Genomic DNA, 15,619 nt, shown 5'->3' on the forward strand with positions numbered 1-15,619 from the left:
GTCACAGCACCCTGGGCAGACCCGTCACCGACATCACGAGCGAGTACAGCGAGGTGGTCGCCGTGAGGAACAGCCGGTTGTTCTTGGGACCGCCGAAAGCGATGTTGGACACCGGCTCGGGCACGCGGAGCCTTCCGATGAGGGTGCCGTCGGGGTGGTAGCAGTGCACGCCGTCGTCGAACGCGGCGGCCCACAGCCGCCCTTCGTCGTCGAACCGGATGTTGTCGAAGCCGCCGTCGGTGCGCTCCACGAACACCTTGCCGTCCGAGACGGTGCCGTCCTCCCGTACGTCGAAGACGCGGATCTGCCGGGCCCGTGTGTCGGCGACGTACAACTGCCGTTCGTCCGGCGAGAAGACCAGGCCGTTCGGTCCGCCGAAGCCGTCCGCGACCCGGCGGACCGCGCCCGTCACCGGATCGATCCGGTAGACGTCGCAGCTGCCGATCTCGCTCTCGGCGCGGTGGCCCTCGTAGTCACTCGTGATCCCGAAGTCCGGGTCCGTGAACCACACCGAGCCGTCGGAACGGACGACGGCATCGTTCGGGCTGTTGAGGCGCTTGCCCTCGAAACGGTCGGCGAGCACGGTGACCCGGCCGTCGTGTTCGGTGCGGGTGACTTGGCGGTTGCCCTGCTCGCAGCTGACCAACCGGCCCTCGCGGTCGAGGGTGTTGCCGTTGACGTGCCCGGCCGGGGAGCGGAACACGCCGATCGCACCGGTCGCCTCGTCCCAGCGCAGCAGCCGGTCGTTGGGAATGTCGCTCCAGATCAACTGCCGCCAGGCGGGCAGATAGAGCGGCCCCTCGGCCCAACGGCAGTCCGCGTGCAGCCGCTCCAGCCGGGCGTCCCCGTTGGCGCACCTCCCGGTGCGGAAGCGCTCGTCCAGAACCTCGTACGGAGTGTTGAACGTATCGCCGGGCATGGTCATCCCTTTCTCGACAACGATCGAACCTCATTCGGCGTCATACTAGTGCGCTCGAACCAGATATGGTGACGGCATGAGGATGATGGACAAGGGGATCGTGGACGACATCGACCGGGCGCTGATCGCGGAGCTGCAGCGGGACGCCTCGCAGGCCTATGCGGCGCTCGGCAAGGCGGTCGGCCTCTCGGCCGGCGCGGCACACGACCGCGTACGCAAGCTCCGTGAGCGCGGCGTCATCCGCCACACCACCGTGGACGTCGACCCGGCCGCCCTCGGGCAGGGCGTGCTCGCCTTCGTCATGGTCGACTCCTCGGCCTGGATGGGGGACTCGGCCGAGGCCTTCGCCGCCATCTCCGAGATCCAGGAAGCGCACATCATCGCCGGCGCCGCCTCCGTCCTCGTCAAGGTGCGCACGGCCACCACGGAGCAGTTGCAGGACGTCCTGCGACGGCTCTACGCGATCGAGGGCGTGAGCGGGACGCAGGCGACGGTCGTGCTGGAGACCTTCTTCGAACGGCCGGTCAGCGCCGGCTGACGCTTTCGGGGCGCGGAGTCCGCGTTCATCCAGGGCCGGCCTCGACCTCCAGGTGACGGCGGCCGCCCCGGCCGCGGACCTCCAGGGCCTCGAAGCCCCACTCACGCAGGACCTCCTGGCACCGCAGGAGGCTCTCCCGCTCCTGGTAGCGGGCGCCGCTCCCCCGCGGCCCGGCCCACCGCACCCGCACCAGCCCCGCCCGCTCCTCCTCGCTCACGCGGTAGCCGGTCCGCACCGGCTCGCCGTCCTCACCCACGACTGAGGGGGGAATGCCTTCGGCCTCCAGGAGCAGACTCACCGTGCGCAGCAACCGGCGCCGCTCCCACTCGGCCGGGCGCGCCTGCGGCGCGGAACCGGAGTTGGTCAGCCGGCGGATGCTCCGGATGCCGTCGAGCGCCACCCGCAACTCGGCCGACCGTCCCCCGGTCTCCGCCGGCTCCGCGGCGTCGTGGCGTTCGGCGCCCGTGCGTACGCGCAGGCCGTCCGCCTGCCTGTCCTGGTCGTTCATCGTGCGCCACCTGGCCTGTTTCGGGTCGGCTGCTACCGCCATGAACGGTACGCACGGCAGGACCGCAGCGCAGAGCGACCGTCCGGGAGGCGGCTCTTCCGGCGGGGAGACCCCGCTCCGGATATTCGATCGCACGTCGGGATCACTCCGGGCACAATGCGCGCATGCCGACCACCGCGGAGCACTTGCTCTCCGCACTCGAACCGCTGCCGTTCCCCGCCCGCCTCTCCCTCACCGCGAGGACGGCCCATCGGCTGGCCAAGGAGGGCCGACTCGCCCCGCTGCTGGCCGATCTGGACGCCCGGGGGCCGTACGAGCGGCGGCTCGCGGCGCTGGCCGCCCTCGCCGGGAAGGACGCCGGATTCCTCACCGGGCGGCTCACCGATCCCGACCCGGTCGTGGCCGGCTACGCCCTGCGCGCCGCCCGCGTACTGCCCGTGCCGGACGAGGCGGTGGAGGCGGTGTACGACGACGCACCGGCCGCCCTGCGGCACCGGCTCGCACGGCTGCTGGCCTCCGGCGACCGTACCGCGCTCGCCGAACGGCTGGTGGTGCGGCTGCGTGCGGACTGGGGCGACGCGGAGGCGGCACGACTGCTGCCGGCCTGTTCCACCCCCTTCGTCGCACAGCACCTGCCCCGGCTCGCGCACCGCGTCGAGGCCTGGGCGGGGCTGGCCCGCCGGCACCCCGACCCGGTGCTGGAGCACGCCGAAGCCGCCCTCGCCGAGCGGGCGGACGGACGGCAGCGGGACGAGTGGTGGCGGCTGCACGCGCCCGCGGTCGCCGTGCTCGCACCGCTCCGCCCCGAGCGGGTGCTGACGCTACTGGAGCGGTACGGGCCGGAGAGCCTGCCGTCCTCGCTGCGGACCGGCCTCGGCGCGCTGGTCGACGTCGATGCCGAGCGGGTGGTCCGCTGGCTGATCTCCCCCGAGCGGCGTGCCCAGCGCCACGAGCCGGTACCGCCGCCGGGAGTGCTGCGCAGGCTGGTGCGGGCCGCGCCGGCGTCGCTGCCCGCCCTCGGCCGCCACTGGCTGGCCCGCGGCGGTCACTTCACCGCCTTGGTCAAGGCCATGGCCCCCGGCCGGCGCCCGGCCTTCCTGGACGCGGTCACCGCCGGCGGGACCCCCGGGGAGCCGGCCCTGGCCGTCCTCGATCTGCTGCCCCGCGACCGTCGGTGGGCGGAGGTGCGGCGGGCCGCGGCCGAGTTCACGAGCGGCGCCGACTGGTGGGACGACCTGGACACCCTCGCCCACGGACCGTTCGACGAGGCGCGACCGGCGCTGCTCGCCGCGGTCCGACGGCCCGACGCGGACGACCGGGCGGCCGCCTGGCCGCTGTGGGTGGCGTGCGCCGCCCGGGACGGCGGCCGCCAGGCACTCACCGACCTGCTGACCGCGATGCGGCGGCTGCGCAACGAGCGGGACGCGGTGCGCGCCGCAGCGCTCACCGCACTCGCCTCCGTACCCGCGCGGTCGTTCCGGTCCGACGACGCCGCGCTGCTGGACGAGATCGCCGTCGCGGCCCTGGAGGCACGGGATGCTTCCGCCGACAGCCGGGCGGCGCTGCGGACCCTCGCCGCACGCGTACTGGCGGAGCACGCCACCGACGGTGGCTCGGCCCTGCCGGCTTGGGCGCTCGGCACCCTGGAGCGGGTGGTGGCCCGGACCGGCGTCCCCGACTTCGGTCCGCTCCACCGGGTCCTGCGCCGCGGCCAGGAGCACCAGCTCTTCGACGCGCTGCACCCGTGGCTGGCGGCGGCCGCCCAACGCGCCGACTTCCGGGTGCTGCTGGGCCTGGCCGACGCGCTGGGACCGCGTGCCCGGCGACTGCCCCGGCTGCAGGACATGCTGGCCACAGCCCTGGAACGCGGCGACGACGAGACGTTCGCGGCGGCCGCGGAGCGGTGGCTGGCGGCACCGGCCACCCGTGACGAGCGGGTGGCGCGGATCGTCGCGCTCGAACCGTCGGCGGTCGTCCTCCCACCCGTACGACGCGTCCTGGCCCGCCGGCGCACGGATCTGCTCGACGCGCTGCTCGGCGACACCCCGCCCCACGGCCGCTTCCTGGTGCCCGGCGCCCGGCGCCCGCTGCCTGATCTCGGTGACAGCGACCGCTGGCTGCCCCGCCAGCAACGGGCCGCGGCACGGCTCGCCGGGCAGGCGGCCGCGGACCGGTCCCTGCCGCTCGACGAACGCGCCGCCGCGGTCCGTACCGCCGCCCGGATCCCCGAGCTGGGACGCGCGTTGGTGATGAGGCATGCCGACGACGGGGACGTGGTCGTCGCCGAGGCGGCGCTCGGTGCGCTGCCCTGGACCGACCGGCCCCATGAGGCCTTGCCGGTGCTGCTGGAACAGGCCGGCAGTGACCGTGCCCGGGTCGCGGTGTACGCGGCGACCCGCGCCGCCCGCTTCACCTCGCCCTCCCAACTCGCCCTGGCCCTCGGTGAGTTGCTGACCGGTGAGCGGGTGGCGAAGGTGACCTCCCGCAAGGAGGCGGTACGGCTCGCGGCCCGTTTCCTGCCACCGCACGGAGCGGTGTCCCTGCTGGCGCAGGCCTTCGACGCGCCCGACCGCCACCCGGACGTCCGCGCCGCCGTCGTCCGCGCCCTGCCGTCCCTGCTCGACGTCCCGGAAGCCTGGCGCCTCCTCGAAGACGCGGCACGCGACGATGCGCCGCCGGTGCTCGACGCCCTCGTGCGGGTCACCCCTTGGGAGCTGGCCCACGCCCACCGCCCCGGGTACGCCGCCGTGGTCGACGCCGCCTACGACGCGTGTCTGGCGTCCCTCGACGGCTTCGCGGGCTACCGCACGCTGCACGCCATGGGTACGTGGTGCCGCTATGCGCCCGAGATCGCCGGCCGGCTCTCCCGAACGGTCTGCGATCTCGGCCACCGCACCCACTGGCAGTACGCGGCCTGGGTCCTGCGCGATCTGGCCGCCTCGGAACTCCCGTACCCCGTGGGCGGTGCAGAGCCGGGCAGTGTGCTGCACGGTGCGGTGGCGGAGCTGCTCGCCGCGATGCACACGTCCGACGGCGGCTGTGACGCCCTGCCGGACCGCGACCTGCCGGCCCTGCAGCGGCTGCGCACCGTGGTGTGCCCGAGCTCGGACCACCCCGAGCGTCCCGAGTTGCTCAAGGCGCTCGCCGGGCAACTGGCGCCGGAACCACTGCTGCTGGCCGAACGCGCCGATCTGCTGCGCAGACTGGTCGACCGCACCGCGGATCCCGTCGCGCTGCTCGGCCGGCTGCGAGACCTGGCGGACGCCCTCCAGGGCGCCGGAGTGACCGTCGCGCGGCAAACGGCCGGTCGGCTGCGCATCTCCTGGGCGCCCGGCGCACACCCGGAGCAGACCGGCGCCCTGCGCGCCGCGGCCGACGCGCTGGCCCGCGACGGCGGCACCGTCACCGGCCTGCTGGCGGTCGAACTGGCCGCCGGGGCGGGCCCGAGGCTCGGCTGGCCCGAGGAATGGCGGTCGCTGCTGCGCCTGCTGCGCCGGCACTCGCACCCTGACGTACGCCACCACGCGTACCAGGCAGTGACGGAGTCGGAATGACACGGTGGGGGCGGTCGTCGTCATGAGTGACACCACCGGCCAAGGCCCGGGAAGCCGAGGGCGGGGCAATACCACGAAGGAGTGACGCGAGGCGTTCGAGTACCCGTCGGGCCCTGGATCCGAGTCCCCGCACGCCTTCCCGCTCCCGACAGAACATGCGTCCACGAAGTGCTTCCCGGTCACCCGTTACGGGGAGCGTAAAGGGCCGTTCTTTAGAGCACCTGTACCCACGATCGCCCCTTCTGGAGAGACCGTGCATCCCGTACTCGTGCTCCCCCGTGGCCCCGTTCGGCTCGAACAGCGGCAACCCGGCGCCACGCCGACGGCCTGCCCCGGGCAGCCGCTTGACGCGCCGATCCACCGTGTCCGAAGGGCATACCGACCGGATGCGAGGTGGTGGGCATGACGGCGTCGAACGGCGACGCAGCCCCCTCACCCACGACCGGGCAGACCGACCTGCCCCGGCCCCGCCGCGCGCCGTTGGGTCTTCCGCCGGCGGCGGTGCCCCGGGGACCGGGTGACGGCGACATCACCGACGAGCTGAAGGAGGCGTACTGGTCGGTCTACGACGGCGCCGCGGCCCGCTCGACGGTCGGCGAGGTCCTGGTGCGGCTGCCGCGGATCGTGTGGACGATCGGCCGGCTGGCCTGGCGGGCCGACCGGTGGGCCACCTCGGCGGTCGTGGTGCTGCAGTTGGTCGCGGCGGCGATGTCGGCCTTCGGACTGGTGGCGTCGGTGGCCGTGCTGCGGGAGTTGTTCGGTCACGGGCCGACGCCGGACAAGGTGCGGCACGCGGTACCGCAGATCCTGCTCGTGGTGGGCTTCCTGTCCGCCCGGGCGCTCCTTGAGGCCGGGGTCGCCCTGGCGCAGGCCCGGGTCACCCCGAAGATCCGTACCGCGCTGGAGCGCAGCTTCCTGCGGCTGACCGCCCACGTACGTCTTGAGGTCGTCGACGATGCCGACTGGCACGACGACGCCTACCGCGCCTCCGACCGGGGGCTGTTCTACGCCCGGCAGATCGTCGGCCAGGTCGTCGCGCTGGCGTCCGCGCTGCTCGGCCTGATCGGCACGGCCGGGGTGCTCACCGGCCTGCACCCGGTCCTGCTCCCCCTGCTCCTGCTCTCCGTCCTGCCGGTCGGCGCGGCGGCGGTGTGGACGGCACGGGCCCGCTTCCACAGCTTCCGGCGGTGGAACGCCCTCCAGCGGCGGGTGCGGGTCTTCTCCTGGCTGCTGCTCGACCGGGACGCCGCGGCCGAACTCCGGTCCGACACCGCCCAGAACGCCCTGCTGGACGAACACCACCGGCTCACCGAGCGCATCGCCGAGGAGGACACCCGTCTCGGGATCAGTTCGGCCGTGCTCACGCTGGCCGGCCGGGCCCTGGGCGGAGCCGGGACCGGCGTCACGTACGTGGCGCTGGGCGCCATGCTCATCGCCGGCTGGCTCCCCCTCGCGGCAGGCGCGGGCGCGGTCCTGGCCATCCAGGCGGGACAGACCGTGTTGACCCGCTTCGTGGATGTCGCGCACCTGGTCTACGAGCACGCCCTGTGGGTCGACGACCTGCTGAGGTTCCAGGAACGGTGCCGCGGACTGCAACCCCGTCGCCGCGAACTCACGGCCCCCGCGACCGTCACCGCCCTCACCCTCAAGGACGTCACCTTCACCTACCCCGGCAAGGAGACACCGGCGCTGCGCGGCATCTCCATGGAACTGCGGGCCGGCGAAACCGTGGCGTTCGTCGGCGTCAACGGCTCCGGCAAGAGCACCTGTTCACGCCTGATCGCCGGGCTGTACGAGGCGGACGAGGGCGCGGTGTGCTGGGACGGGGTGGACGTACGGGGCATGGACACCGAGTCGCTGCAGGCCCGCGTGGCCACCGTGCTCCAGGACCCGCTGCACTTCCCCTTCAGCGCGCTCGCGAACCTCACGGTCTCCCGCGGCACCCTCACCGAGGCGGACCCCCAACGCGCCCTGGACGCCGCCGTGGCGTCCGGCGCGGACCAGGTCATCGCCGGACTGCCGCACACCTGGAACGCGGTGCTGTCCAAGCGGTTCCGGGACGGCCAGGAGCTGTCCGCCGGCCAATGGGCCAAGATCGCCGTCGCCCGCGGCCTGTACAAGAACGCCCCCGTACTGCTCCTCGACGAGCCGACCGCGAGCATGGACCCCCGGGCCGAACACGCCGTCTACCAGGCGGTGTTGCGCGACCAGAGCCGGCCCGACCGCATCACCGTCCTGATCTCGCACCGCCTGGCCAGCGTCGTCGAATGCGACCGCATCTACGTCTTCGACGACGGCCGGATCACCGAGGCAGGATCGCACCGGCAACTGATGGACCTCGGCGGAAACTACGCGGAGATGTTCGCCCTCCAGGCAGCCGGCTACCAGGTCACCTCCACGGCCCCCGCCCCCGCTCCCGCTCCCGACTCCGCCTCCGAATCCGTCCCCGACTCCCGCCCCAGGACGGTGCACCCGTGACCGAGGAGACCTCACCGCTCGGCCCCACCCCGCCGCACGACCGGCTTCCGACGAACGCGTCAGCCCTCATCCACGACGGGCACGGCGCCTACCTGCTGCACCTCCGGGACCAGATTCCCGGCATCTGGGAGCCGGGGTCGTGGTCCTTGCTCGGCGGCGGCCGCGAACCCGGCGACCGGTCTCTGGAGGAGACCATCAGGCGGGAACTGCGGGAGGAGGCCGGCCTCGACATCCCTGACCTCCTCCCCTTCGCGGTGGAGGGGGCCAGGGGGAGCGAGGGCACCACCGTCCGCGTCCAGATCTTCACCGGTCGCTGGGTCGGTGACCCCGCGGAATTGGAGCTGACCGAGGGCGTCATGCTGCACTGGTTCCGGCCGGAGATCATGCCGCGTCTGAGGATGGCCCCCTCGACCCTCGCCCTGATCCGCCGCCACGCCGCGCTGAGCGCGGCCGCCGGTCATGACGCCTCCGCTCTTGGCACGACGGGTGCCGGCAGTGTCGGCACCACTCACCGGCCTCCGCGCCCGCGCGCGCCCTCGTCATCGGGCGCCGCCGGAAAGGCCGCCCTCCACCTCATCGGCGTGCATCTCTACCTGGAGAACGCCGAGGGCGAGGTTCTGCTCGGGCTGCGGCACCCGGACTCGGCCTGTGCGGGGGCCACATGGCACTTCCTGGCGGGCCACTGCGAGCGGGAGTCCGCCGTTGCCCGTCTCGTGCGGGAAGCCCGGGAGGAGGCCGGGCTGCTGATCGAGCCGGGTGACGTCGAGTACGTGCACGCCGTGCATCTCGTCGATGCCCCCGGGACCCGGCCGCGGCTGCAGTTGGTCTTTCGCGCACGGCGGTGGACCGGTACGCCGGAGGTCCGCGAGCCCGACAGGTACCTCGGCTGGGGGTGGTGGCGGCCCGAGGGGCTTCCGGAGCCGATCGTGCCCTCTACCCGTACCGCGATCGAAGGGATCCGGGCGGGCCGGCTCTACGGCGAGCTGGGGTGGTGAGCCATTTGCCCGCCTCGCCGCGCGTGGCGGCCGCCGTCCCGGTCCCGGCTGCGGAAGGATCGTCGCGAGCGTCAGCGGTCGTCGGCGAGTGCCGGCACCGCGCGCTGGTGCCGGGCAGGAAGGACGGATGTGCGGGACGCGGACGTGGTCATCGTCGGGGCGGGAGCGGCGGGGCTGTCGCTGGCCCACCGGCTGAGCGACGCACCGGCGGCCGGGGCATGTCGGCCCACCGTGGTGCTGGTCGACGCGCCGCGAGGGCCGCGTACACCGCCGGAACGCACCTGGTGCTTCTGGGAGGCGCCGGGCGGCGAGTTCGACCGGGCGCTGACCGCCGCGTGGGACGCCCTGCGGGTGTACGGGCCCGACGGTACGGAGAGAGTGGGGCGGCCGGCGCCGCTGCGGTACAAGATGCTGCGGTCGGGCGATTTCACCTCCGTCGTCGAGGCCCGGCTGGCCGGCAACCCCGCCGTGCGGCGCGTCGAGGCCACGGTGGCGGCGGTGCGCGACACCACCGACGGCGCCGAGGTGCGCGGGTGTGATGCTGCGGGGCGCCCGGTGACGCTGCGGGCCCGCTGGGTCTGCGACTCCCGCCCGGGCGCCCTGCTCCCACCCGCCCGCACCACGCTGCGGCAGCATTTCCGGGGCTGGTTCGTCCGTACCCGGAGAGCGGTGTTCGACCCGGCCGTGGCGGACTGGATGGACTTCCGCGTTCCGCAGCCGGCGCACGGCCTGGCCTTCGGTTACGTCCTGCCGCTGGGCCCGCACACGGCGCTGGTGGAGTACACCGAGTTCTCCCGGCGGCCGTTGGATGTCGCCGAGTACGAAAGGGCGTTGCGGCACTACGCCGACGACGTGCGGAAGCTCGGTCCGTTCGAGGTCACGGGCGTGGAGCAGGGCGTCATCCCGATGACCGACGGTCGGTTTCCGCATCGGGTGGGGCGCTCGGTGTTCCGCATCGGGACCGCCGGCGGCGCCACCCGTCCGTCGACCGGATACACCTTCGCCGCGGTCCAGCGGCAGACCGCGGGCCTCGCGGCCGCGCTCTGGCGGGCCGGCGCACCCTTGCCGCCGCCGGTGCACGGCCGTTGGGCCCGGGCGCTGGACGCGGTGCTGCTGCGCGGGCTGGACAGTGGACGGGTGGACGGCGCCGCGGTCTTCACCGACCTGTTCGGCGCGGTGCCCACCGAGCGTCTGCTGCGGTTCCTGGACGGCCGTTCCCGGCTCTGGGAGGACCTGACCATCGGGTTGCGCACCCCCGTGCTCCCCATGCTCCGTACCGTCGCCGAACTCCCCCTGCTGCCCCGGAGGACTGCCGCATGGTGACCGGGACGGCCCGCCCCGGAGGAGCCGCGAGCGCCCGGCGCGGCCGGGACCGCCGCGCGCGGGTGGTGCCGGGACCGCCGGGGGACGAGCGGGTGGCGGCCGACGGCCGGCCGGCGGTGGCGGTCATCGGCGGCGGCATCGCCGGTCTGGCGGCCGCGACCGCGCTGGCCGAGCGCGGGGTGCGGGTGACACTGCACGAGCGCGAAGGCGTCCTCGGGGGCCGGCTGGCGGGCTGGCCGGTGCGGCTCGCCGACGGCTCGGCGGCGACCATGAGCCGGGGGTTCCACGCCTTCTTCCCCCAGTACTACAACCTGCGGGGGTTGCTGCGGCGCACCGACCCGGGACTCCGAGGGCTGCGACGGCTCCCGGACTATCCGCTGCAACACCGCTCGGGCACCCGCGACGGCTTCGCCCGCGTACCGCGCACACCGCCGTGGAGCGCCCTGGGCTTCATGGCCCTCAGCCCGACGTTCGCCTGGCGGGACCTGGCCCGGATGCGCCCCGGCGCGGCGCTGCCGCTGCTCGACGTACGGGTGCCCGAGATCTACCGGCAGCTCGACCGGACCAGCGCCTGGGACCTGCTGGCCCGCATCCGCTTCCCGGAGGCCGCGCGCCACCTCGCGTTCGAGGTGTTCTCCCGGAGCTTCTTCGCCGATCCGGGCCAACTGTCCGCGGCCGAAATGGCGTTGATGTTCCACATCTACTTCCTCGGGTCGAGCGAGGGGCTGCTGTTCGACGTGCCGGCGGAGCCGTATCCGCAGGCGCTGTGGGATCCGCTCGGCCGGTACCTGGAGGGGCACGGCGTACGGCTGCGCACGGGCACTCCGGTGGACCGCGTCGAGCCGGAGGTGAACGGCGGGGTGCGCGTGACCACGGCCGACGGAGCGCGCCCGTACGACGCCGTGGTGCTCGCGGTCGACACCGCCGGTCTGCGGCGGATCGTGGCCGCTTCCGAGGGGCTGGGGGACGCCGCGTGGCGGGCACGCATCGGACGGCTGCGCACCGCACCGCCCTTCCTGGTGTCCCGGCTGTGGCTGGAGCGGCGGGTGTCCCCCGGCCGACCGGGCTTCCTGGGGACCAGCGGCTTCGGTTCGCTGGACAACATCAGCGTGTTGGAACGCTGGGAGGGGGAGGCCGCCCGCTGGTCCGGCCGCACCGGCGGTTCCGTCCTCGAACTGCACGCCTACGCGGTGCGGCCGGACGCCGACCGGGAGCACGAACAGCGCCGTCTGGTCGAGCAGTTGCACACCGTGTACCCGGAGACCCGCGGCGTGCGGATCGTCGACCAGCGCCACGAGTGGCGGGCGGACTGCCCGCTGTTCGCGGTGGGCGGCTACGACGACCGGCCCACCGTCCGCACTCCCGACCCCCGGGTCGTGGTCGCCGGCGACCTGGTGCGCACGGCGCTGCCCGTGGCCCTCATGGAGCGCGCGGCGACCACCGGTTTCCTGGCGGCCAACGCCCTGTTGGCCCGCTGGGGTGTGCGCGGGCAGACCCTGTGGACCGTGCCGGACAGGGGGCGGGTGGCGGCGCTGCGGTGGGCGGCCGGACGCACCGGACGCTGACCAGTGAATGCCGGGGGCCGTCAGCCCGGACAGCGGCCGCTGTGGCGCAGCTGCCAACGGCGCTCGGCGTACGCGAGATCATCGCGCCACAGCCGGCCGGCGGCCGCCCGCATCAGCGGGCGCACGAGCGGAGCCGCCGCGCGGGCCAGCGCGAACCCGGGGCGGTCGGAGGTGGCCAGGACCGCTTCGACCACCGCGGTGCGCGGCCGGCCGCGGTCGTCGGGAGCCAGTGGCGTGGCATGGGTCTCGACCACCGACCCCTCCCCCTCGCCGTCGACGAGGTGCATCACCACCGTGCGCGGCTCCGGGGCGGTGAAGCGTGCCGTCACCGGAACCACCGCGCGCCCGGCGACCTTGAAGGAGACCTCGACGAGGAACGCGTCCGGGCCCTCGGTGCCGGCCTCCGTCGGTGCGCCGACCACGTCGAGGTCCACGAACGAGTAGGGGTGGAACCACGCCCCGTGCCAGGGGTCCAGCCGGTTGGCCACGACGTCCTCCGGCTCGCACGCCCCCACGGCCGTGTGCACGGCGACGAGCGTGCCGGCTGGTCCGGGCCGGTCCGGGAGCACCGGCCCCGGCAGGGGCTGTTCGCCGCCGGCCGCGTCCAGCCGGACCCAGGCCAGCACTCCGTCGTCGTGGGCGGGGAACGGTTCCCAGCCGGCGAACGCGGCACCGTCCAGGGCGAGTCCGTGCCAGTGGCAGCGCAGCGTCCCGCAGTGCACCGCGCCCTCCGCCAGCGGCGCCCCCAGGTGCGGGCAGGCCCCCGGTCCGGCCACCAGGCGCCCGGTGGCGTCGCGCCAGGCGACCACCTCGACGCCCGCCACCGTGCGTCCGAACGGCTTCCGGTGCCCGATGTCGCGGGCCGCGCCGAGCACGAACCAGTTGCCCGACCGGCGGGCGAGCGCCCGTTTCAGCGCCCCCTCGATGACGGTGGGCCGGGCGTCGCGCCAGGTGGGGCGCTGCCGCTCCCACCGCTCGGGCCTGCGCCGGAGCCGCAGCGGGAGGCGTGGGCGGTGACGGGGGTGCGGGCTCATGCGCTCTCCTTCTGCGCCGGCTGCGGCGTCCGTTCCCGCGGGGCGGCGGGCGGCGGGGTGGTCAGACGGGCCGCGACGGATCGGGCCAGTCCGCCCAGTGCGGTGGCCGCGCGGCGCCGGCGGGAGACCACCGCACGCCGGTGCAGCACGGCGTATCCGTCCTCGCGCACCGCGTCGAGGATGGCGCCGTAGAGCACGAAGGCGGTGCGCATGCACGGACGCGACAACGGGTCGAGCATGGCCAGGCCGGGGGCCGCCTCCCGGTAGACGCCGCGGGTGAGTTCGGCGGCGGCCGCCAGGGCGTTGCGGATACGGGGGTCCGGGCGGCCGGTGTCCCGGCTCCACCGCAGCAGCGTGCGGTCGACGCCGTGCGCCGCCAGCAGGTCGGCGGGCAGGTAGACGCGGCCCCGGTCGAGGTCCTCGCCGACGTCCCGCAGGAAGTTGGTCAGCTGGAAGGCGACGCCGAGCGCGGCGGCGTGCGGGGCGGCTTCGTGGCGGGGGACGACGGTGCCCAGCACGGGCAGTATCTGCAGGCCGATCACCGCCGCCGAACCGTGCATGTAGGACCGCAGGTCCGCGTAGGTCGGATAGTCCGTGACGACCAGGTCCATCCGCATCGACGTCAGGAAGTCGGCGAAGTGGCCGTGGTCGATGTCGTACCTGGCTGCGGTGTGCGCCACCGCCCGGACGACCGGCTCCGCGCTCGGGTCGCCGCGCAGAGCGTCCTGCAGGCTCCGGTGCAGTGCGGAGAGCGCTCGCGCGCGGTCGGCGGTGCTGCTGCCGGTCGGCGGGTCGTCGACGAGGTCGTCGGCCCAGCGGGCGAAGCCGTAGAGGGCGTGCACGGCCGGCCGGCGGTCCGCGGGCAGCAGCCTGGTGGCCAGGAAGTACGTTCTGCCGTGCCGGGCGTTGAGCCGGCGGCAGTGGGCGTAGTCGGCGCGCAGGTGGGGATCGGTGATGCCCGCCGCGGTCAGTTCGCGCGCGGTCATGCCGGTACGGTCCGGTCGGCCGGCCGTGGCGCGCCGGTGCGGGAACGGTGCGGAGGCAGCCCGGTCACCCGGGCAGCGGCCAGCTTGCCCGAGATCAGCACGGTGGGGACGCCGACGCCTGGGGTGGTGCCGCATCCCGCCAGCACGGCGTTCTCGGTGCCGCCGACGAGGTTGCGCGGGCGGAACGGGCCGGTCTGCGCGAAGGTGTGCGCGGCGGAGAACGGCGTACCGGCGGCCAGCCCCTGCACCGCCCAATCGGCCGGAGTGACCGTGCCCAGGTCTTCGGCGGTGGCGAGCCCGGTGAACCCCCGGCGCTCCAGCAGCGACAGCAGACCGTCCCGGTAGCGGGGGGCGAGCGCGGGCCAGGCCTCCGCGCCCGGTCCGGTCTCGGTGTTGGGGCAGGGCGCGAGGACGTAGTGCAGATGGCGGCCCGGCGGTGCGAGGGTCGGGTCGGAGGCGGTGGGGCGGGACACCAGCAGCGAGGGATCGCTCATCAGCCGCCCGTGGCGGGTGAGTTCGTCGAAGGTGCGCTCCCAGGCCGCGCCGAAGGAGAGCGTGTGGTGGGCGGTGCCCGGCCAGGTCCGTGCGCCGCCCGCGTGCAGGACCACCGCGGACGGCGCGTGGCGCAGCCGGACCGGCCGCCGGGGCCGCCGGCCGAGCAGGCGGTAGGTGACCGGGAGGTCCGGGGTGAGCACCACCGCGTCGCAGGCGATCCGCTCGTGCTCGGTGACCACGGCGGTGATCCGGCCGCCGGCGCGTTCGAGCCGGGTGACGGGCGTGCCGTAGCGGAAGGCGGCACCGGCGGCCGCGGCGGCGTCGGCCATCGCCCGCGGCAGCGCATGCATGCCGCCGCGCGGGAAGTACACCCCGGCGACCGTGTCCATGTAGGCGATGACGGCGTAGGCGGCCAGGGCCCGGGCGGGCGGCACCCCCGCGTACAGCGCCTGGAACGAGAAGACCCTGCGCAGCCGCGGGTCGGCCAGGAAGCGACCGATGCGGCGGTCGAGCCGGCCGAACCCGCCGAGCGCGGCCAGCCGCACCAGGTCCGGGTGCAGCAGCTGCAACGGCGAGTCGAAGTTGCTGTCGATGAAGCGGCGGTGCTGTGCCTGGTACACCTGCGTGAGCCACCGCCGCAGGCGCCGGTAGCCGTGGGCGGCACGGGGGCCGGCGAACCGCTCCACCTCGGCTTCCATGGCCTGCGGCTCGGTGTGCACGTCCAGCTCACTGCCGTCGGCGAACCGGGCCCGGTACGCCGGGTGCAGCTCCTGCAACACGAGCCGGTCCGAGAGCCGCTCACCGACGGCGGCGAAGGCCTCCTCGATCAGGTCCGGCATAGTCAGCACGGTCGGTCCGGTGTCGATGCGATAGCCGCCGCGGTCGGCCCGGCCGGCCCGCCCGCCCGGCAGCTCGGCCCGCTCGACGACGGTCACCCGGCGGCCCGCACCGAGCAGATGCAGGGTGGCGGACAATCCGGAGAGTCCGGCTCCGACCACCACGACGTGATCGGTGGGCCCTCGCAGGCCCCTCACCGGGCCCCGCCTCCCGCTTCATTCCTGTCCGCCCGGGCAGCACGGGCTGGGGCGCAGGGTGCGGTCCCGCCTCGACGGCGCATCGCAGCTCCTCACGGTCTCGCCGGCCAAGGGGCAGGCGCACCGCGATCCGGCACGTCACCGCCCCGCCTGCGTCCCTGGACGCGCCACGGGGGCGCGGCCGGGGCCG

At 74.7% G+C, this 15,619-nt stretch carries 11 protein-coding genes; 6 read left to right on the forward strand and 5 right to left on the reverse strand.

The window, feature by feature from the left end:
• Nucleotide 1: 1 nt before the first annotated feature.
• Nucleotides 2-919, reverse strand: a complete 918-nt coding sequence (locus tag AB0G35_RS11995; RefSeq protein ID WP_360947434.1) for an SMP-30/gluconolactonase/LRE family protein — start codon at nt 917-919, stop codon at nt 2-4.
• Nucleotides 920-1,019: 100 nt separating this feature from the next.
• Here AB0G35_RS11995 and AB0G35_RS12000 point away from each other — a divergent pair, with 100 nt between their 5' ends.
• A complete protein-coding gene (locus tag AB0G35_RS12000; RefSeq protein ID WP_360947566.1) occupies nt 1,020-1,457 on the forward strand; it encodes an Lrp/AsnC family transcriptional regulator in 438 nt (145 codons plus the stop codon).
• 25 nt (nt 1,458-1,482) lie between these two features.
• Here AB0G35_RS12000 and AB0G35_RS12005 read toward each other — a convergent pair whose 3' ends face one another.
• A complete protein-coding gene (locus AB0G35_RS12005) occupies nt 1,483-1,965 on the reverse strand; it encodes a hypothetical protein (RefSeq protein WP_360947436.1) in 483 nt (160 codons plus the stop codon).
• 164 nt (nt 1,966-2,129) lie between these two features.
• Between AB0G35_RS12005 and AB0G35_RS12010 the strand changes: the two genes are divergently transcribed.
• From AB0G35_RS12010 to AB0G35_RS12030, 5 genes are all read left to right on the forward strand, one after another.
• Complete coding sequence (locus AB0G35_RS12010; RefSeq protein WP_360947438.1) at nt 2,130-5,519, forward strand: hypothetical protein; 3,390 nt, start codon at nt 2,130-2,132, stop codon at nt 5,517-5,519.
• Nucleotides 5,520-5,921: 402 nt separating this feature from the next.
• Nucleotides 5,922-7,997 (forward strand): ABC transporter ATP-binding protein, encoded by a 2,076-nt coding sequence (locus AB0G35_RS12015; RefSeq protein ID WP_360947440.1) that lies wholly within the window; start codon nt 5,922-5,924, stop codon nt 7,995-7,997.
• Entirely contained in the window at nt 7,994-8,992 is a 999-nt protein-coding gene (locus tag AB0G35_RS12020; RefSeq protein WP_360947442.1) for an NUDIX domain-containing protein, read from the forward strand. Before AB0G35_RS12015 ends, AB0G35_RS12020 begins: the two co-directional genes overlap by 4 nt.
• Nucleotides 8,993-9,121: 129 nt before the next feature.
• Entirely contained in the window at nt 9,122-10,315 is a 1,194-nt protein-coding gene (locus AB0G35_RS12025; RefSeq protein ID WP_360947444.1) for a lycopene cyclase family protein, read from the forward strand.
• Nucleotides 10,309-11,880: an FAD-dependent oxidoreductase gene (locus AB0G35_RS12030; RefSeq protein ID WP_360947446.1), complete on the forward strand. Its 1,572-nt coding sequence runs from the start codon at nt 10,309-10,311 to the stop codon at nt 11,878-11,880. Before AB0G35_RS12025 ends, AB0G35_RS12030 begins: the two co-directional genes overlap by 7 nt.
• A gap of 20 nt (nt 11,881-11,900) precedes the next feature.
• Here AB0G35_RS12030 and AB0G35_RS12035 read toward each other — a convergent pair whose 3' ends face one another.
• Genes AB0G35_RS12035 through crtI form a run of 3 tightly spaced genes read right to left on the reverse strand, consistent with a single transcriptional unit; the run spans nt 11,901 to nt 15,429 of the window.
• Entirely contained in the window at nt 11,901-12,914 is a 1,014-nt protein-coding gene (locus AB0G35_RS12035; protein ID WP_360947448.1) for a DUF5914 domain-containing protein, read from the reverse strand.
• Complete coding sequence (locus AB0G35_RS12040) at nt 12,911-13,900, reverse strand: phytoene/squalene synthase family protein (RefSeq protein WP_360947450.1); 990 nt, start codon at nt 13,898-13,900, stop codon at nt 12,911-12,913. Before AB0G35_RS12040 ends, AB0G35_RS12035 begins: the two co-directional genes overlap by 4 nt.
• On the reverse strand, nt 13,897-15,429 hold the full coding sequence (gene crtI, locus AB0G35_RS12045; protein WP_360947452.1) for a phytoene desaturase family protein: 1,533 nt from the start codon (nt 15,427-15,429) through the stop codon (nt 13,897-13,899). The genes AB0G35_RS12040 and crtI overlap by 4 nt, the downstream gene beginning before the upstream one ends.
• Nucleotides 15,430-15,619 lie beyond the last annotated feature (190 nt).

Origin of the sequence: Streptomyces sp. NPDC021749, from assembly GCF_040640655.1 — a bacterium.
GTDB lineage: Bacteria > Actinomycetota > Actinomycetes > Streptomycetales > Streptomycetaceae > Streptomyces.